This is a genomic window from Corallococcus terminator, assembly GCF_049194865.1.
In the GTDB taxonomy this organism is placed as follows: Bacteria; Myxococcota; Myxococcia; order Myxococcales; family Myxococcaceae; genus Myxococcus; species Myxococcus terminator_A.
On the sequence record NZ_JBLZWL010000123.1, the window covers coordinates 243,642 to 263,202 of the forward strand.

The 19,561-nt window shown below is 69.3% G+C and carries 10 protein-coding genes; 5 read left to right on the plus strand and 5 right to left on the minus strand.

All coding sequences use genetic code 11. From position 1 onward, the window contains the following. Positions 1-279: 279 nt before the first annotated feature. From ACN469_RS37065 to ACN469_RS37085, 5 genes are all read right to left on the minus strand, one after another. A complete protein-coding gene (locus ACN469_RS37065) occupies positions 280-1,047 on the minus strand; it encodes a hypothetical protein (RefSeq protein WP_498776009.1) in 768 nt (255 codons plus the stop codon). 85 nt (positions 1,048-1,132) lie between these two features. After that, entirely contained in the window at positions 1,133-2,005 is an 873-nt protein-coding gene (locus ACN469_RS37070) for an AraC family ligand binding domain-containing protein (RefSeq protein WP_498776011.1), read from the minus strand. A 218-nt stretch (positions 2,006-2,223) separates the two neighbouring features. Next, positions 2,224-3,630, minus strand: a complete 1,407-nt coding sequence (locus ACN469_RS37075; protein WP_498776013.1) for a family 2B encapsulin nanocompartment shell protein — start codon at positions 3,628-3,630, stop codon at positions 2,224-2,226. 15 nt (positions 3,631-3,645) lie between these two features. Next, the gene (locus tag ACN469_RS37080) at positions 3,646-5,055 is read right to left on the minus strand and encodes a family 2B encapsulin nanocompartment shell protein (protein ID WP_498776014.1); all 1,410 of its coding nucleotides are present in this window, start codon (positions 5,053-5,055) and stop codon (positions 3,646-3,648) included. Positions 5,056-5,114: 59 nt separating this feature from the next. Next, positions 5,115-7,373: a family 2 encapsulin nanocompartment cargo protein terpene cyclase gene (locus ACN469_RS37085; protein WP_498776016.1), complete on the minus strand. Its 2,259-nt coding sequence runs from the start codon at positions 7,371-7,373 to the stop codon at positions 5,115-5,117. A gap of 291 nt (positions 7,374-7,664) precedes the next feature. Here ACN469_RS37085 and ACN469_RS37090 point away from each other — a divergent pair, with 291 nt between their 5' ends. From ACN469_RS37090 to ACN469_RS37110, 5 genes are all read left to right on the plus strand, one after another. After that, the gene (locus tag ACN469_RS37090) at positions 7,665-8,156 is read left to right on the plus strand and encodes a GNAT family N-acetyltransferase (RefSeq protein WP_498776018.1); all 492 of its coding nucleotides are present in this window, start codon (positions 7,665-7,667) and stop codon (positions 8,154-8,156) included. A gap of 75 nt (positions 8,157-8,231) precedes the next feature. Then, a complete protein-coding gene (locus ACN469_RS37095; protein ID WP_498776020.1) occupies positions 8,232-9,530 on the plus strand; it encodes a serine/threonine-protein kinase in 1,299 nt (432 codons plus the stop codon). Between the two features lie 306 nt (positions 9,531-9,836). Further along, complete coding sequence (locus ACN469_RS37100) at positions 9,837-15,812, plus strand: alpha-2-macroglobulin family protein (protein WP_498776022.1); 5,976 nt, start codon at positions 9,837-9,839, stop codon at positions 15,810-15,812. Then, the gene (gene pbpC / locus ACN469_RS37105) at positions 15,809-18,121 is read left to right on the plus strand and encodes a penicillin-binding protein 1C (RefSeq protein WP_498776023.1); all 2,313 of its coding nucleotides are present in this window, start codon (positions 15,809-15,811) and stop codon (positions 18,119-18,121) included. The genes ACN469_RS37100 and pbpC overlap by 4 nt, the downstream gene beginning before the upstream one ends. A gap of 33 nt (positions 18,122-18,154) precedes the next feature. Further along, positions 18,155-19,561: a hypothetical protein gene (locus ACN469_RS37110; RefSeq protein ID WP_498776025.1), complete on the plus strand. Its 1,407-nt coding sequence runs from the start codon at positions 18,155-18,157 to the stop codon at positions 19,559-19,561.

A 19,561-nucleotide genomic window follows, 5' to 3' on the forward strand; every position in this document is an offset into this window, starting at 1 on the left:
GCTGCGTCATGGAGTCATTCTCCTTGCGGCAACGAGCCAGGGCCGCGCTGCACGCGCCGAGGCATGCTGCAAGCGTTGGACCCGTGGCGACGAAGCGCACGTCCAGGAGCGAAGCGGCGTCGCGAACCGGATGCATGTCATCGACGCCGCTCGGAACGGACGCGTCACGGACACGTCAGGGCTGCTCCGTGACACGTCAGCTCGGAAGCGTCGGCGATGGCTCGGGGTGGAGAGGGCCCTGGTCTGTTGGGACCCAGCCCGGGAGCCCGTGACGCGTGGCTACAGCCCGACGTGGAGGCGATAGGTGTAGTCGATGGGATTTCCCATCGGCGAGAGGGCCGTGACGTGCACGGTGTGCCTTCCTGGCGCCAGCGCGAGCATCAGCCACCAGCCATCGCTCACGCCTTGCTGTGGCGTGCCGGTGAGGCAGGGGTCGGGGAACTGGCCCACGAGGCTCGGGTGCGCGGAGAAGGTGAACAGGGGGCTGGTGTGACGGTGGGCGGAGTAGGGCACGGGCTTGCCGTTCACCGTGACGCTCACGTTCTGGATGAGGTCATTGAAGCCGCGTGCGCCTTCGCGCAGGAACTGTTCGAGCGTCTGGCCCGGCGCGGGCTTGAAGTCGGGGTCGGGGCACGGGAAGTCATTGATGATGATCCACAGCGGTACGAGCACCAGCTTGCCGAAGGGAACGCGGCATGTGCGCTGATACGTCGTAGCGCCGTCGTAGGCCGGGACGAAGTACACGGGGCCTGACTGCTCGACACCGCAGTCCGCGTCGAGGACCAGCTCGGGGTTGCGCTCGGCGGGGACCTTGTATGTCCAATACCACCACTGCTCCGTCCACGCGGTGATGCTCCGCCCCAACACCGGCAGGGCGCGTGGGAGCACCAGGGCGCCCTGACTCGCCAGCTCCCGGGCCTCCTCGGGAGACAGCGCCAGTGGCATCACGTCCTCCGGTGTCACCGTCTCCGACGACTCCCGCGTTCCACCACAGCCCGCGACCCACACCGCGAGCACACACGACACCATCCAGCGTCCAAGCCGCATAGGACCTCTCTCCTCGAAGGTGATGGCATCCAAGGTAGAGAGGTCAGCCAGGCGCGTCTTGTACGCCGTTGCGCTCTCGTGGCCGCTACGTCCGGGAGACGCGCCGATGCGCGTGCACGGCGGAGCGGTACTCGCCCGGAGTCACCCCGAGGGTGCGGGTGAACTGCTTCACCAGATGGCTCTGGTCCACGAGGCCACAGTCGAGCGCCACTTCGCTCATCGGCATGTCCGTGGCGAGCAGCCGTTGCGCGTGACGGACCCGCAGACAGCGCAGGTACACCTGTGGCGTCTGGCCCGTCTGCTCCCGAAAGGCTCGCACGAAGTGCCACGGACTGAGCCGCGCCTCGCGCGCCAGCTCTCGCAGCGAGATGTTGCGAGTCACGCTCGCCTCGATGAGCGCCCGCGCGCGACGCACCCCTGGTGTACACGGCGTCGCTCGGGCACTCCCTCCGTGAGCGACAGCGTGCCTGCGCACCAATCCGACGAGGAGCGACAGCAGCTCCGTCTCACGCTCGAGCGTGGAGGTGCTCGGGTCGACCATTCCCTCGAACACCTGGGAGAACGCGCGCATCAGCGCGGGGTCGTCGATGAGGGGGGCCGCGAAGTCTGGCAACCCGCTCGTCTCGGACGCCGCCTCCCGCGAGGCGTCTTCCATCAACCTCGGGTCGATGTAGAGGATGCGGTACGTCCAGCCCACGCCAGGGTCCGCCGCGCTGCCCGAGTGCATCTGCCCGGGATTGATGGCGAGCAGCTGGCCCGCGGGGGCCACCACCGTGTTGCCCCGGATGAGCATCGCCTCCGCGCCCCGGTCCATGCAGACGAGCGAGAACACGTCATGCGAGTGGGGGACGAAGGTGTGTCGGGTGTAGCTCGCGTGCTGAGCCTCCAGCCCCTGTACATCCGGGCGAACCCAGAAGCGGGGCGTCGGGACAGCATGCGTTTCGGATGATGGGGCCATGGGCGGGACCTCACGGACAGGCCCTGGCCGGGATGCCAAGGCGCGGCCGGGAAGCTACCGGGGCTCGGGCCTCCCGCTGCTCGCGAGCCGCTCATGTGAAGGGTATCGCCCGGGGCTCTACGGCCCGCGTGTTACCCTGGTCGGCTTCGCCGCGCGCGGTAGCCCGCACACGGCGCGAGAGCGGGCTCCACCTTCGAGCCCGCTCCCGTGGCGAAACCTCAGCTGCCCAGCTCGACGTTCTCGAGCACTCCGAGCGCGTCCGGAATCAGGAGCGCCGCGGAGAAGTAGGTGCTGACGAGATAGGACGAGATGGCCTTCTCGCTGATGTCCATGCGACGCACGGACACGCCCGGCTCGACTTCGTCCTGGAGCCCCGTGCGGGTCAGGCCGATGACGCCCTGGTCCGACTCACCGGTGCGCATGACGATGATGGAGCTGGTGCGCTGCTCGGTGATGGGAATCTTGTCGCACGGCAGCATGGGAACGCCACGCCACGCCATGGCCTTGGTGCCCTGCACGTCCACCACCGTCGGGTACAGCCCGCGACGGGTGCACTCCCGACCGAACGCGGCGATGGTGCGCGGGTGGGCCAGGAAGAAGCGCGACTTCCGGCGCCGGCTCAGCAGCTCGTCCATGTCGTCCGGCGTCGGAGGGCCGGAGCGGGTGTGGATGCGCTGCTTCAGGTCGGCGTTGTGGAGCAGACCGAAGTCGCGGTTGTTGATGAGCTCGTGCTCCTGCCGCTCCTTCAGCGCCTCAATCGTCAGGCGGAGCTGCTGCTCCGTCTGGTTCATCGGCCCGTTGAACAGGTCCGCGACGCGGGTGTGCACGCGGAGCACTGTCTGCGCCACGCTCAGCTCGTACTCGCGCGGGGCCAGCTCGTAGTCCACGTAGCCGCCGTGAATCGACGGCTCGCCGGAGTGACCCGCGGCCAGCGGAATCGCCGCCTGCCCCATCTTGTCCTGGGGCTTCTTCAGGCGCTCCTTGTACCGCTCGACGTGCGCCTGCAGCGCGGGCGACTGCAGGATGAGGGTCTCGAACACCTGCTGCGGCAGCGCCAGCACCGTGCAGGCCGTGGTCGCCTTGACGGTGAAGGCCCAGTGGTCGTTCGACTCCACCACCGCCTGGTCACCGAAGTGGTCGCCGTCCGCGAGCGTGTCCAGCGTCAGCTCGTCCCCGTACTTGCCCTTGCCCAGCTTCTTCGCCTTGCCGTGGGCCAGCAGGAACACGTGCTCGGCGGGAGTCCCCGCCTCGACGATGGACTCCCCGGCCTTGTACTCCTTCTGGACGAAGCGGCTCGCCAGGGCCTGGAACACCGCGTTGTCACCCTCGAAGCCGCGCAGCAACGGCAGCTTGTGGAGCTCCTGGGCAGGCACTTCCACCCGGGCGCCCACGTTGCCGAAGTTGAGCCGGTCGTCTCCCACCGCGTAGCTCAGGCGACGGTTGACGCGGTACGTGCCGCCCGTCACCTCCACCCACGGCAGCATGCGCAACAGCCACCGGGGGGTGATGCCCTGCATCTGCGGGACGGTCTTGGTCGTCGTCGCGAGCTGGCGAGCACCCGCGGTGCTCAAGCTCGTCAGCTGCGAGTCCAAACCACCACCGCCTGGATTGATTGGGTTCGTCATGGCGTGGGCCTTTCGTTACTCCGAGCGGCCAATCTCGACGCTCTCCAGGATGCCCAGCGCGTCAGGGATGAGGACGGCGGCGGAGAAGTACGAGCTGACCAGGTAGTTGATGATGGCCTTCTCGTTGATGCCCATGAAGCGCACGGAGAGGCTGGGCTCGATTTCGTCGGGGATGCCGGCCTGGTGCAGACCGACGACGCCCTGGTTCTTCTCACCCGCGCGCATCAGCAGGATGGAGCTGGTGCGGGAGTCGGAGACGGGAATCTTGTTGCACGGGAAGATGGGGATGCCACGCCACGCGGGCACCATGTTGCCGTTGAGCTCCACGCTCGTGGGGTAGATGCCCCGGCGGTTGCACTCCTGGCCGAACGCGGCGATGGCGCGCGGGTGGGCCAGGAAGAAGGACGGGTCCTTCCACACGGTGGAGAGCAGCTCGTCCATGTCGTCCGGCGTCGGAGGGCCGGAGCGGGTGTGGATGCGCTGCTTCAGGTCGGCGTTGTGCAAGAGGCCGAAGTCACGGTTGTTGATGAGCTCGTGCTCCTTGCGCTCCTTCAGGGCCTCCACCGTCAGGCGCAGCTGCTGCTCCGTCTGGTTCATCGGCTCGTTGAAGAGGTCCGCGACGCGGCTGTGAATCTGGAGCACCGTCTGCGCGACGCTCAGCTCGTACTCGCGCGGGGACGTCTCGTAGTCCACGTACGTGCCCGGCAGCACCGGCTCGCCCGTGTGGCCCGCGGCCAGCTCGATGGCGGCCTGGCCCGACGTGTCCTGCTTCTTCTTCGAGAGCGCCTTGAACTGCTCGATGTGCTTCTGGAGCGAGGGCGACAGGGCGACCACCGCCTCGAACGCCGACTGCTGGAGCATCAGCACGGTGCAGGGCGTGACGGCCTTCGCCGTGAAGGTCCAGTAGTCCTGCGACTCCAGCAGCGCCTGGAAGCTGTAGTGGTCGCCGTCGGCGAGCACGCCAATCACCGTCTCGTCGCCGTACTTGCCGGCGCCAATCTGGTTCACCTTGCCGTGGGCGATGAGGCAGATGGAGTCCGCCTCCTGGCCCTTCGCGGTGATGACCTCGCCCGCCTTGAACTCCTTCTGCTCGAAGCGGTTGGCCAGGGCCTGCAGCACCTCCACGTCGTCGAACCCGCGCAGCAGGGGCAGCTCACACAGCTCCTGGGGGATGACCTGGACCTTCGCGCCCGCGGTGGTGAACGTGACGCGGCCATCACCCACCGCGTACGTCATGCGGCGGTTGACGCGGTACACGCCACCGGACACCTGCACCCACGGCAGCAGCTTGAGCAGCCACCGGGAGGAGATGCCCTGCATCTGCGGAACGGACTTGGTCGTCGTCGCGAGCTGCCGCGCCGCCGCCGTCCCGAGGCTCAACAGTTGGTTCTCAGCTTCGTTGCCGGGCTTGATCGGATTCGCCATGAGGACACCTTGTCTTTCAGAGGTGGGGAGACTGGGAAGAGGTTGGGGTTACGAATGAGTCAGGATTGGCGGAGGCCGCTGAACATCGAGGCGACTCGCGCCGCGGAGGTGCCCAGCCCCGTGGGGCCGTGCACGTGAGGCATGGGCTTGCGGCTGCCCTGCAGCTCGAACTCCTTGTACCGGTCCACCGTCTGGTGCCAGATGAGCACACCGGCCATCCAGTTCTGGAGCTTCTCCACGTACAGCTTCAGCTTCTCCTGGGCCCGCGAGTCCAGGTTGAAGTTGCGGATGAGCGACGGCAGCTCGTTGGAGAGCGTGTGCTGGAACTGCTCCATCCGCGCGGTCATCAAGTCATTGACGACCTCCACCGCCTGCGTGGGCGACAGGTCCAGGAAGCGCTGGACGACGAGGACGCCGTTGTTCAGCTCGCCCTCGTACTCAATCTCCTTTTGATAGGAGAAGACGTCATTGGTGAGGCAGGCGTAGTCGGCCGCCGAGTTCTCCAGCGAGCGGATGGGCCGGGTGTGGAAGATCTCCGCCGGAATCGCGTCGCCGTGGGACAGCCGCGACAGGCTCATGGTGAGGTCCGAGCCGAACGTCTTGCGGCGCATCTCCACGTAGTCGACCGGGTCCGGGACTCGGTTCTGTATCTGATTGGCCAGCTCCCACAGCCAGCTCTCCGTCATGTCCTGGATGGCCTTGCGGAACAGGTTGCGCGCGCTCGGCGTCAGGTTGGCCGCGGTGCGCGCCCACAGGTCGGCCAGGCCCCGCTCCACCGGGTTGGTGGCGACCGCGGTGCTGGTGGCCGGGTCATCCGGCATGAAGGCCGTCAGCCGGGCGTTGAAGAGCTTCGCCCCGGTCATGTCCTTGGTGTAGCCGTAGAAGGCCGGGAAGTAGTCGTCCGCGTAGGTGCCCCAGACGAGCCAGCCCGACGTCAGGTTCAGCTCGGCGGCGGTGGCGTCCGGATGAATCAGCGCGCCGCACAGCGCCACGTCCGCGACGTCGAACTTGTGGTCATCCCAGATGTACACGCCGGGTAGCCCGGGCAGCGCGTCCAGCATGCCCATGCGCCGCGCCCACGCCTTGGAGTCCTTGCGCGCGCCGTCCAGGTGGGGGCTGCGCCCCGTGGTGTACGGCATGTAGAACTTCGGCGGCACCAGGTGGCCCACCGGCTGGTAGGGCACGTGGGTGAAGCTCTTGAAGCGCTTGAGCCCCAGGGCGCCGGGCGTCGTGGGGAGGCGCAACACGGAGGCGCCCAGGCCCGGGATGTTCAGCTCGGTGCCGGGGCCGCCCGAGGCGGGCTTCGTGTAGCGGCTGGAGCGCAGGTGCCACTCGTGGCCTCCGGACTGCCAGTCCTGGAGCCCCCGGAGGTAGACGAGGACGTTGGCCTGCTCCACCGGGTTGAGGCCATGCTCCGCGAAGAGCGAGGGCAGCTCCGTCAGCGCCGTGTTCTCGAACTGCTGGAGCCGCGACGTGAGCACGTCGTTGACCAGGTGGGCCGCCGCCTGCGGGGTGATGTCCAGGAAGCGCTCCATGACGAGCACGCCGTTGGACAGCTCGCCCTCCTCGAGGATTTCGCGCTCGTAGGAGAACAAGTCGTTGCGCAGGTGGACCGCGTCCGCGAACGAGTGCTTCAGCACCAGCATCGCCCGGCTGGCGGCGATGCGGTCCGGCACCTCGGCGAAGACGGCGTGCTCCACCAGGTCCGCGGACCAGGGCGCCCCGCCGACCTTGCGGCGCATCTCGATGTACTCAATCGGGTTGGAGACCCGGGCCTCGCTGATGTTGTCCAGCTCCCACGTGGACTCGTCCAGGAGCGCCTTGGTGCTCTCGAAGAAGCGCTTGCGCCACTCCAACGACTTGGTGGGCACCGTGCGCATCCACAGGTCCGCCAGGCCCGCCTCCACCGGGTTGGTGGGCTTGGGCATGGGCGTGGACAGGTCCACCGGCATGAACATGGGCAGCCGGTCCAGGTACGCCTTGGAGCCCTCGCGGTCCTGGGGGCGCTTGTAGATTTCGAGGAAGTGGTCGTCGAAGTAGAAGACCCAGACGTACCAGTCGGTGATGAGGTCCAGCTCCGGGCTCGGCGCCTCCGGATGGGTGTAGGCGCACAGGAGCGCGTAATCCATCGCGTCGAACTTCCGCTCGCTCCAGATCTCCGGCGCGCTGCCGTCCTTGGGCGCGCCGATGATGCCCAGCTCGCGCGCCCAGGCCTTGGAGTGCACCCGCGCTGCCTCGAGGTTCGGATTCAGACGCGCCGGCCAGGGGACATAGAAATCCGGCAATACAAAAGGTTGCTTGTCTCGCGCCTTGGCCATGGGTGCCCCTCGTAATGACCGGCGCTTTGTAGAGTGTTCAAAATGACGAATCTAGGAATTACTTGGTCAACAGAGAAAATCGAAGGAACGCGGTCTTTCCTGAGCCTCCAGACTGGGTAAGCTTGCACCCGGCGGCAGTGATTGGGCTCGTTTTCTCAGTGAAGGAGAGAAACATCAAAGACATTTATCAGCGGGGCTGGGAGTGTTCTCGGAATTGTTGCTTGTGATTGAGGCCGTGGCGGCCTGGGCTCGCGCATTCCGGGCTTGCGTGGCTGCTTCGGACTGGGAAGCATGTCGCTCATGACCCAGCAAGCGGTGTCTCCCGCCATGTCCGAGGTGTATGTGGTTCCTGGCCAGGACGGTCTCGTCATCTCCGACGACTCCGCCCGCATCGACGTGGACGTGGTGCATGGCTACCTGACGCGCTCGTACTGGAGCCCGGGTATCTCTCGCGCGCTGGTGGAGAAGGGCCTGCGTCACTCGCTCGTCTTCGGTGTGTATGGCGCGGACGGCGCGCAGGTGGGCTATGCGCGCGTCGTCACGGACCGGATGTCGTTCGCCTATCTCTGCGACGTGTTCATCCTGGAGACGCAGCAGGGCAAGGGACTGGGCAAGTGGCTGATGCAGGCGGTCTTCGCCCATCCGGACCTCCAGGGGCTGCGGCGCTTCCTGCTGGCCACTCGCGACGCCCATGGCCTGTATGCCCAGTATGGCTTCACGCCGCTGAAGAACCCGGACCGGTTCATGGAGCGGCATGACCCGGACGTGTACAGCCGGACGTAGCGGAACGCGGGTGGCCCACGGTTCGCATTCGTCTCGTGGGACTCAGTAGGCTGGAGTCCTCGCGGGAGGTGTGGAGTGGAGCGCGTTCAGGCCTTTTCGGCGCGGCATGGGGACGAAGCGGCGACGGCGTGCGTGGTGTGTGACGCACTGCTCGAAGGTGCTCGCTGCGCCCATTGCGGCGCGGCCATGGCACCCGGCGGGTATCGCGTGCTGCGGCTCATCTCGCAGTCTCCGCATGGCCGCGTGTACCTGGCGGTGGATGGACAGGGGGCGCGTGTAGCGCTCAAGGAGCTGCTGTTCGCGTTGGTGCCCGGGGTGGAGCAGTTGGACGCCTTCGAGCGTGAGGCCGCCGTGCTGCGCTCGCTGGAGCACCCGGACATTCCGCGCTTCGTCGCGAGCTTCAAGGAAGGCAGCGGGGTGGGGACGCGCCTCTATCTCGCGCAGGAGCTGCTCGAAGGAGAGACGCTGCTCCAGCGCATCTCGCGCCGCCGGCTGGACGAGGCGGAGGCGTGGACGCTGGCGGAGCAGGTGCTCCAGACGCTCTCCGCGCTGCATCAACGCACGCCCGCGCTGGTGCACCGCGACGTGAAGCCCGCGAACCTCATCCTGCGGCCGGAGGGACGCGCGGCGCTGGTGGACTTCGGCGCGGCCCGCCACCTGGCGCGCGATGTGACGCACGGGTCCACGCTGGTGGGGACGTTCGGGTACATGCCGCCCGAGCAGCTCGGTGGCACGGTGGAGCCCTCCAGCGACCTCTACGCGCTGGGCGCGACGCTGGTGCATGCCCTCAGTGGACGCGAGCCCGCGGACCTCGTCGACGAGGGACTGGTGCTCTCGTTCGAGCAGCACCTCCAGGTCTCCGAGCCGCTCCGCGTGTTCCTGGGCAGGCTGCTCGCGCCGAAGCGCTCGGCTCGGTTCGCATCGGCGATGGAGGCGCTCTCCGCGCTGAAGAGGGCCTCGGGCGAAGGACAGGGGCTGAGTGGTGCGCGTCCAGGCGACGAGGCCCCCACGGATGCAGCGGCACGGACCGATGCGGAGGTCCCGAGCGGTGAGGCGCCCTCCCTCCTGGTAGAGGACTCGCGGGCGCTCCCTCCAGCCGCCGCTGAAGGCGTGGCGGCCTCAGTGGCCACGCCTCTCTCCGCGCGCCGGAGGAAGCTGCGCTGGGCCTTGGCCGCCCTTTCCGCGGCGGCGTTGCTCATGGGCGTGCTTCGACTCGTGGCGGCCCAGGGAGGCAGCGCGGTGGTGGTCACCGACTCACCTGACTGGGGTCGTCCGTCCCAGGCCGCGCCACCCGCCCAACCCGCGATGCCCTCCGGGGAGGGCAACCACCGCAACTTCCGCACGCCCTGGTCGGGTGAATCCGGCTCGCGCTGAAGGGACTGAAGCAAGGCGCCCTGCCTGCTGAATCGGGTTGCCATCGCCTGGCGCTCTGCTCGACGTCGCGCAGCCGTCCACGCCCGTGCGGCGAGTGGCCCGCCCTCCTGAGTCATTTTCGTCTCGGGTGAGCGGCCTGCCAGCCGCGCGCGGGCGGAGACTCGTGGCTCCTCGCGCACGGGACGCGTGGCCATCCGTACACAGCCCCCGGTTTCAGTTTCACCCGGTCATCGTGGTTACATCGCGACGCGCTGGCCCCGTGCTTGCTCTCTCGTCGGGCTGGCTCCCGCCGCCGCACAACACCCCATGTCCTCAAACGAATCCGAACCCACCCCGCCGAGACCTCGGCTCGCTCGCCGCATCGCTCGCCACCTCTTCGGTGAGCTTCGCTGGACGCCTCCCGCCTGGGCCGTCGCGCTGGGCCACGCGCTCGCCCGGTTCGCGCGCGCCCTGGTCGGCTGGGTCCGCCGCAATCCCAAGCGAATCGCCCTGTCGATTGTCGCCCTGTGTGTGCTCGTCGTCGGGGCGGATGCCGCCTGGCGCTGGTATCAGAGCCGGCCGCAGCCGGTGCGCTACTCGCTCAGCGCCACGTCTCCCTCGCTGACGCCGCTCGATGACGGCACGCCTCGGTGGGATTCGGTGCACGTGCGGTTCACCGGCTCGGTGGCCCCGCTGGAAGCCATTGGCAAGCCGGTGACGGCGGGAATCACCCTCAAGCCCGAGCACCCTGGCACGTGGCGCTGGTCCAATGACCGGACGCTCTCCTTCGTTCCCGGTGCGGACTGGGGCGTGGGACAGGAGTACCGCGTCACGCTGGACCGCTCGCTCTTCCCCGAGCACATCCTGCTCGAGTCCCACGAGACGACGTTCCAGTCGCAGCCCTTCACCGCGTCCATCAACAGCCTGGAGTTCTACGAGGACCCGCGCAATCCCAAGGAGAAGCGCGTGGTGTCCACGCTGTCCTTCTCGCATCCGGTGGACCCGGCCTCGCTCGTGCGCAACCTCTCGCTGCGCTTCGACGTGCCCCGTGAAGGACTGCTGGGCTCCCGCCCGCCGGAGCACAAGTTCAACGTCACCTACGACAAGCTGAAGGGACAGGCCTACATCCAATCGGACCTCATCCCCATCCCCGACAAGGAAGCCGCCATGGTGTTGCGGATGGCGCCCGGCGTCCAGGCCGCGCGGGGAGGCAAGGGGATCGAGGGGATACAGGAGCGACAGGTCACCATCCCCGGCATGTTCAGCTACTTCCGCGTGTCGGGCACCAACGTGTCGCTGGTGCGCAATGACCGCTACGAGCCCGAGCAGGTGCTCATCGTCAACCTGACGACGGGCGTCACCGAGGCGGAGCTGCGAAAGAACCTCCAGGTCTGGGTGCTGCCCAAGGACAAGCCCGCCACCCGGGAGGAGACCGCGGACCCCAACCATTCCTGGAACAACGTGCGGGCCATCGGCGACGAGCTGCTCGCGAATGCGGAGAAGCTGGCGCTGGACCCGGTGCCCACGGACAGGGAGCACGCCACGCTGCACAGCTTCCGCATCCGCGCGGACGTGGGCCGCTATCTCTACATCCGGCTCAAGAAGGGCACCCTCTCCGCCGGTGGCTACGTGCTGGCCGAGGAGTTCAACAGCACCGAGGCGGTGCCGCGCTTCCCCGAGGAGGTGAGCATCCTCCACGAGGGCGCCCTGCTCAGCCTCGCGGGCGAGAAGAAGGTCACCGTCCTCTCGCGTGACGTCCAGGCGCTGCGCTTCGAGCTCGGCCGCGTGCTGCCGGACCAGCTCAACCACCTGGTGAGCCAGACGGAGGGACGCTTCGCGCACCCCAGCTTCAACAACTACCGCTTCGACGAGCAGAACATCACGGAGAGCTTCTCCGTGGTGCGCCCGCTGGAGGGCGTGGGGCGGGGCAAGGCGCAGTACGCCGCCTTCGATTTGACGGAGTACCTCACCCCCGCGAACAGCCCGTCCGCGCGGCGGGGCCTCTTCTTCTTCAAGGTGCGCAGCTGGGACCCGACGTACAATCGGTCGACGGGCAAGGAAGACTCCCGGCTCCTGCTGGTGACGGACCTGGGCCTGGTGGTGAAGGACAGCGCGGACGGCTCGCATGACCTCTTCGTGCAGTCGCTGGGCACGGGGCTCCCGGCGGAGGGTGTCACGGTGAGCGTGCTCGGCAAGAACGGCCTGCCGGTGCTCAGCGCCACCACGGACGCGGACGGCCATGTGGCCTTCCCCAGGTTGACCGACTTCACGCGCGAGCAGACGCCCATCGCGTACCTGGCGCGCAAGGGCGAGGACTTCGCCTTCCTGCCCTTCAACCGCTCGGACCGGCAGCTCAACTTCAGCCGCTTCGACGTGGGCGGCATGACGAGCGGCACCACGCCGGAGCGCCTGACGGCCTTCCTCTTCTCGGACCGGGGCCTCTACCGCCCTGGCGACACCTTCCACGTCGCCATGGTGGTGAAGCCCTCCGACTGGAGCCAGCCGCCCACGGGGGTGCCGCTGGAGGCGTCCGTCACGGACCCTCGCGGCCTGGAGGTGCACAAGCAGAAGCTCTCCCTCTCCGCGACCGGACTGGAGGCGCTCCGGTACACGACGGAGGAGACGTCCCCCACGGGCCACTACGCGGTGAACCTGTACGTGGTGAAGGATGGGCTGCGCGGCAGCCTGCTCGGCTCCACGCAGGTGCGCGTGGAGGAGTTCCTCCCGGACCGGATGCGCATCACCACGCGCTTCGACACCGACTGGCTCGAAGGCTGGGTGCCGCCCGAGGGGCTCAAGGGCAAGGTGACGTTGAAGAACCTCTTCGGCATCGCCGCGGCGGACCGGCGCGTGTCCGCGGAGCTGTCCTTCAGCCCGGGGTACCCCAGCTTCCGTCAGCACCCGGGCTACACCTTCCACGACCCGATGATGGCGACGCGCACCTTCAGCGAGCGCCTGGAGGACTCCACCACCGACGAAGAGGGCGAGGTGGAGCTGGAGCTGGGGCTGGAGAAGTTCGAGAAGGCGACGTGGCGCGTGTCGCTGCTCGCGGAGGGCTACGAGGCCGAGGGCGGACGGGGCGTGTCCTCGGAGGCCTCCATCCTGGTGTCGCCGCTGCCGTACCTCATTGGCTTCAAGCCGGATGGCGGATTGACCTATCTGAACCAGGGCTCGGCGCGCTCGGTGGACTTCATCGCCGTGGACCCGACGCTGAAGAAGAAGGCCGTGCAGGGACTCAAGGCGGAGCTCGTCGAGCGGCGCTGGGTGTCGGTCCTCACGCAGCAGCCCAATGGCACGTACGCCTACCAGTCCGCGCGCCGCGACACCGTGGTGCGCACGCGCGAGCTGGCCCTCACCGAGGCGGGCTTCAAGTACGCGCTGTCCACGGAGCAGCCCGGCGACTTCGTGGTGGTGGTGAAGGACGCGGAGGGCACGGAGCTCAGCCGCGTGGACTACACCGTGGCTGGACACGCCAACCTCACGCGCACGCTGGAGAAGAACGCGGAGCTGGAGGTGAAGCTCTCCCGCCAGGACTACGCGCCCGGCGACGAAATCGAGCTGAACATCAAGGCGCCGTACACCGGCGCGGGCCTCATCACCCTGGAGCGCGAGCGCGTCCACGCGTGGGCCTGGTTCAAGGCGGACGCCACCAGCACCGTGCAGAAGATTCGCCTGCCGCCGGGCCTGGAGGGCAACGGGTACGTCAACGTGACGTTCGTGCGCGCCATGGACTCGCAGGAAATCTTCATGAGCCCGCTGAGCTACGGCGTGGTGCCGTTCTCCGTGAGCAAGGACAGCCGCGTCCTGCAGGTGACGCTGACGAGCGCGGAGAAGGGGCGGCCGGGAGAGCCGTACCGCATCCGCTACAAGGGCAACAAGCCGGGCCGCGCCGTCGTGTACGCGGTGGACGAGGGCATCCTCCAGGTGGCGGGCTACTCGACGCCGGATCCGCTGGCGCACTTCTTCAAGAAGCGCGCGCTGGAGGTGCGCACGGGCCAGATTCTGGACCTGCTCCTGCCGGAGTTCTCCGTGTCGAAGGCCGTGTCCTCCATGGGCGGCGACGACGAGGGCATGGCCGCCATCGGCAAGAACCTCAACCCCTTCAAGCGCAAGCGCGACAAGCCGGTGGCGTACTGGTCCGGCGTCGTCGACATCGACGAGACGGAGCGCGAGCTCGTCTACCCCGTGCCTGACAGCTTCAACGGGGAGCTGCGGGTGATGGCGGTCGCCGTGGGGGAGGGGTCCGTGGGCGCCTCGACTCGCCGCGCTGTCATCCGGGGGCCCTTCGTCATCACCCCGAGCGTGCCCACCTTCGTCGCCCCTGGAGACGAGTTCAACGTGGGCGTCGCGGTGGCCAACAGCGTGGAGGGCGCGGGCAAGGGGAGCGAAGTGACGCTGGAGCTGAAGACCTCCGAGCACCTGGAGGTGCTGGACGAGGCCCGGCGCACGCTGAAAATCGATGAGGGCCGCGAGGGGAGCACCACCTTCCGGGTGCGCGCGAAGTCCGTCCTCGGCTCGGGGACGCTGGCCTTCACCGCGTCGCTGGGCAAGGAGAAGGCGCGTCAGTCCGTGGACCTGAGCGTCCGTCCGGCGGTGCCCTACCTGACGTCCGTGAAGGGCGGCTATGTGAAGGACGGCGAGGTGGACCTCGCGGTGTCCCGGAAGATGCACGACGCCTTCCGCACGCTGGAGGTGAGCGCGTCCCCGATGCCGCTGGGGCTGGCGCGCGGCCTGGCCACCTATCTGGAGAAGTACCCCTACGGCTGCACCGAGCAGCTCGTCAGCCGGGCCTTCCCGGCCGTGGCGCTGAAGGGCCGCCGCGAGCTCTTGGGCCAGGGGCCGCAGGTGGCCGACGCCAGCTTCGCCGCGGCGGTCCACACGCTGCGCACCCGGCAGAACGACGAGGGCGCCTTCGGTTTGTGGGCGGCCAACTCGTATGCGCCCGTGCTGCCGAGCATCTACGCGCTGCACTTCCTCACCGAGGCGAAGGAGCGCGGCTTCGCGGTGCCCGTCGACATGCTGAACCGGGGCCTCACCTGGCTGGCCACGCTGGCGGCGCGCGAGCCGCAGGACCTCACGCAGGCGCGCAACGTGGCCTATGCGCAGTACGTGCTCACCCGCAACGGCAAGGTGCCCGGCTCGGCGGTGAATGTCCTGCGCGAGTGGCTGGACGCGAACGTCGCGGAGGAGTGGCCGAAGGACCTGACGGCGGCGTACGTCGGCGCGACGTACAAGCTGCTCAAGCAGGAGAAGGAGGCCACGCGCGCGATGAAGAAGGTGCGCATCGGCGAGGCTCAGGCGGACGACTACGAGGCGCTCTACGACGGGCTCGTCTACGACGCGCAGGTGCTCTACCTGATGTCGCGCCACTTCCCGGAGAAGCTCCCCGGCATCACCGGAGAGATGCTGGTGGCGCTGGCGAAGCCGCTCGCCGAGGAGCGCTTCAACACGCTGTCCTCCGCGTACGCCATCCTCGGCCTGGAGGCCTACGCGAAGGCGCTGGGCGAGCAGGGCACTCCGTCTCGCGCGGGCGTGGCGCTGCTGGAGAAGGTGGCGGACACGCTTCGTCCGCTGACGGTGCCGGAGGGCCTCTTCCCCAAGGTCGCCTTCTCCGAGCAGGCCACCGCCGTCCGGGTGAAGAGCGGGGCGAGCGCGCCGCTGTTCTTCCAGGTGACGCAGGCGGGCTACGACGCGCAGGTGCCCACGACGCCCATCATCGAGCGACTGGAGGTGCAGCGCGAGCTGCGGAGCCTGGACGGCAAGGTGGTGACGGACGTCCCGCTGGGCGGAGAGGTGGAGGTGCACCTCAAGCTTCGCGGGCTGCAGGGCAACACGTCCCACATCGCCATCACCGACCTGCTACCGGGTGGCTTCGAGGTGGTGCTGGAGCGGCCCACGCCTCCCGAGCCGGAGCCTGAGCCCGAGTCGGAGCCGGAGGGCGACTCCGAGTACAGCGAGGGTGACAGCTCCTCCGAAGGAGACGAGTCCTACGAGGGCGGCGGGTCCGACGACGAGCCGCCGGACAACTCGTATCGGGAGCCGGAGCCCGCGCCCGTGGCCGGTGGGTGGCTGCCGCCGGTGGGCAGCGACCGCTCCAGCTTCAGCCCCGAGTACGTGGACGTGCGCGAGGACCGGGTGGTGCTCTACGGCACGGCGGGCACCACCGTCACGGAGTTCATCTATCGCATCAAGGCGACCAACTCGGGCCGCTTCGTGATGCCGCCGGCCTTCGCCGAGGGCATGTATGACCGGAGCGTCCGCGCCCGCTCGGTGGCGACGCAGGTGACGGTGACAGCGCCGTGATTCGGCGGGGGTGGCGCAAGGTGTTGGTGGTGATGCTGGGGCTCGCGGCGCTGTACGTCGCGGTGCCCCGGCCGCCGCTGCGCGAGGGGCTGGGCTTCTCGCAGGCGGTGTTCGACCACGAGGGCCGGCTCTTGCGCCTCACCCTGTCCCCGGACGAGAAGTACCGGCTGTGGGTGCCGCTGGAACGAATCCCAGCCACCCTGGTGGAGGCCACGCTGCTCCACGAGGACCAGCACTTCCGCTCGCACCCGGGCATCAACCCCGTGGCCCTGGGGCGCGCGGTGCGGAGCACGTACCTGTCGGGCGGGCGGCGCATGGGCGGCTCCACGCTCACCATGCAGCTGGCGCGCATCCGCTACGGCATCGAGTCGCGCACGCCCGGCGGCAAGCTCCGGCAGATGCTGCGGGCGCTGCAACTGGAGTGCACGTACTCCAAGGACGAAATCCTGGAGGCGTACCTCAACCTCGCGCCCTACGGCCGCAACGTGGAGGGCGTGGGCGCGGCCAGCCTCGTGTACTTCGGCCGGGACGTGGCGCGGCTGACGCTGGGCGAGTCGCTCACCCTGGCCGTCATTCCGCAGAGCCCGGCGCGCAGGGACCCGGGCCGGGACTCGGGGGCGCTGACGGAGGCGCGGCTGCGCCTCTTCGAGCGCTGGCAGGCGCGGCACCCCGAGGACACGGAGCGCCGGCCGCTGCTGGCCCAGCCGCTCCCGGTGCACCGGCCGGAGGACCTGCCCTTCCTCGCGCCGCACTTCGTGGGCAGCGTGCTGCGGCGAGCCCCCGTGGGCGCGAGCCTGACGAGCACGTTGGATTTGCCGCTCCAGCGACTGCTGGAGCGCCACGTCCGGCAGTACGTGGAGCGGCGCCGCGACATGGGCCTCCGCAACGCGGTGGCGATGCTGGTGGACTGGCGGTCGATGGAGGTGCGCGCGGCGGTGGGCTCGGCGGACTTCTTCGATGCGCGCATCGACGGGCAGGTGGACGGCACGCACGCGAAGCGCTCGCCGGGCTCCGCGCTCAAGCCGTTCATCTACGGGCTGGGCTTCGACGAGGGCCTGCTGCACCCGCGCACCATGTTGAAGGACTCGCCGCTGGGCTTCCGGGGGTATGACCCGGAGAACTTCGACGGGGAGTTCGCGGGCCCGCTCCCTGCGGTGGAGGCGCTGGTGCGCAGCCGCAACGTGCCGGCGGTGGCGCTGACGAAGCAGCTCCGCGCGCCGGGCCTGCATGGCTTCCTGCGCAAGGCGGGCGTGACGGACCTTCGCGACGAGTCGCACTATGGCCTCTCGCTGGCGCTGGGCTCCGCCGAGGTCACCATGGCGGAGCTGGTGGAGCTGTACGCGATGCTGGGCCACGGCGGGCACCTGCGCCCGCTGCGCTGGACGGTGGACGCTCCCGTGGAAGAGGGCGTGAAGCTGCTGAGCCCGGAGGCCAGCTTCCTGGTGCTGGAGTCGCTGGCCATGGCGAATCGGCCCTCGCAGTCTTTTCGTTCCGAGTGGACGCGCGACACGGTGCCCGTGGCGTGGAAGACGGGGACGTCCACCGGCTTCCGGGATGCGTGGAGCGTGGGCGTGGTGGGGCCCTATGTCGTGGCGGTGTGGGTGGGGAACTTCGACGGCCAGCCCAACCCGGCCTTCGTGGGACAGACGGCCGCCGCGCCGCTGATGTTCGAGCTGGTGGACTCGGTCCGCTCGCGTGACTCGGACGTGCGCCGCGTGCGCCAGACGGCTCCGGCGGGCGTCAGTCGCGTGCGCGTGTGCGCGCTGTCCGGGGGGCTGCCGGGGCCGCACTGCTCGCGCAAGGTCGACACGTGGTTCATCCCGGGCACCTCGCCCATCCACACCTGCGACGTGCACCGCGAGGTGTGGGTGGACACTCGCACGGGCCTGAGGGCGTGTGGACCGGGGCCCTCCGTTCGCGCGGAGGTGTTCGAGTTCTGGCCGTCGGACCTGCTGCGCCTGTTCCAGAAGGCGGGCCTGCCCAGGCGCGTGCCGCCTCCGGAGGGCGCGGACTGCGGCCTGGAGCACAGCGCCAGCACGGGCACCGCGCCGCGCATCACCACGCCCGAGGAAGGCGTGGACTACAACCTGCGGGCGGCGTCGGAGTCCGCGCGCGCGGTGCCGCTGTCGGCGGTGACGGACGCGGACGTGCGGCGGGTGTTCTGGTTCGTGGACGAGCAGCTCGTGGGTACGGCCTCGCGGGGGGAGCCACTTCAGTGGGACGCGAAACCAGGGACGTACGTGGTACGGGCGGTGGATGACCGGGGGCGCTCGGATGCCAGGACGCTGCGGGTTCGCGTGGTGCGCTGACCCAACGTATCCTCGGCGGGACGAGGAGTGGCCATGGCGAACGGACAGAGGCGGGGCGGTGGGCCCGGCCGGGGTGAGGAGCTGCGCGGCGCGCCCGAGGAGGATGAGGACGCGACGCGGGACATCCCGTCGTCCTATCGCCCCGAGGAGACGCGCCTGGCGCCTCCGGAGCCCTCCCCGCTCGAGACGCGCATCGGCCCGCTCGATGAGCAGCAAGAAATCATCACCGATGTGCGTAAGGGCCAGGCCGCGGAGGCTCGTGGTGGCCGTGCCGCCGGAGCCCGTCCGCCCGAGCCGCGCTCAGGTGGCCGAGGCGCCTCGGACGACCGGAGCGGCCGGGGCCAGGAGGTCATCGTCACGGAGGCCCGCGCGGCAAAGGCCAGCGGGGCCCCGGAGTCACGCGGCGGACGAGGGCAGGAGGTCATCCAGACGGAAGCGCGAGCACCCGGCCGAGGCGCGGCGGGGCGCGGTCAGGAGGTCATCGTCACGGAGGCGCGAAGCACCGGTCGGGGTGCCACGGGCGCACGAAGACGGGGGCCCGAGGTCTCCGCCCTGGATGATGACGACGAGGACACCTCCGCGGCGGCGGTGAAGGGCGGCGACGAGGAGTACCAGCTCTTCACCACCGGAGAGAGCCGCGGTGACGAGGCCCCGCCGCCCTTCGCCACCGAGCTTCGGGGCAGTGGAGCCCCGGCCGCCCCCGCCACGGAGCTGCGTCCACCCGCGCCGCCCGTGCTCAGGCCGGAGAAGGCCAAGCCCTCCGCGCCCCCGAAGCCGCCCCCGGCCGCGAAGGGCACGGGCTGGCTGTCGAAGGGGGGCGAGAAGCCTCCCTCTTCCAGCCTCAGCGCGGGCGTGGTGCGGCTCAGCCCGCTGGAGCCCGCCGCGGGCAAGGTGGCCGCCGCCGCCGAGGACGGCCCCGCGCTGCGGACGATGTTCGCCAACCACTCCGCGCTGCTCGCGGAGCAGCTTCGCGAAGCCCTGTCGAAGAAGATGTACGGGCGCGGGCCGCATCGCGTGCTGCGCATCGACGACCCCGAGGGCCCGAGCACGGCGGGCGGCAAGCTGGCCCGCCAGTCCATCTCCCTGGTGCCGCGCAAGGGCTCCGGCCCGTCCGTCGTGTGCGGCTGGGTGGACGTGTCGAAGCGCGAGGCCCAGCTCCGGAGCTTCGAGGGCGTGGCCAGGCGCTACGAGTCCCACCACGGCGAGCCCCTGGAGCTGGCGCCCGAGGAGTACGAGCGCTTCCTCCATGACGTGGAGGAGGTGCTCGTCAAGGCCGTCATCAAGGTCCGCCTCATCGTCCCCGAGGAGCAGGCCGGCGCGGGACTGGCGGCGCCGGCCGTGAAGGCCCCGGCGCGAGGCGGCGTCCCCATGATTCTCGTGCTGCTCCTCATGGGGGCGGCCTTCGCGCTGGGCCTCTTCGTGGGACGGACGCCCGGCTGA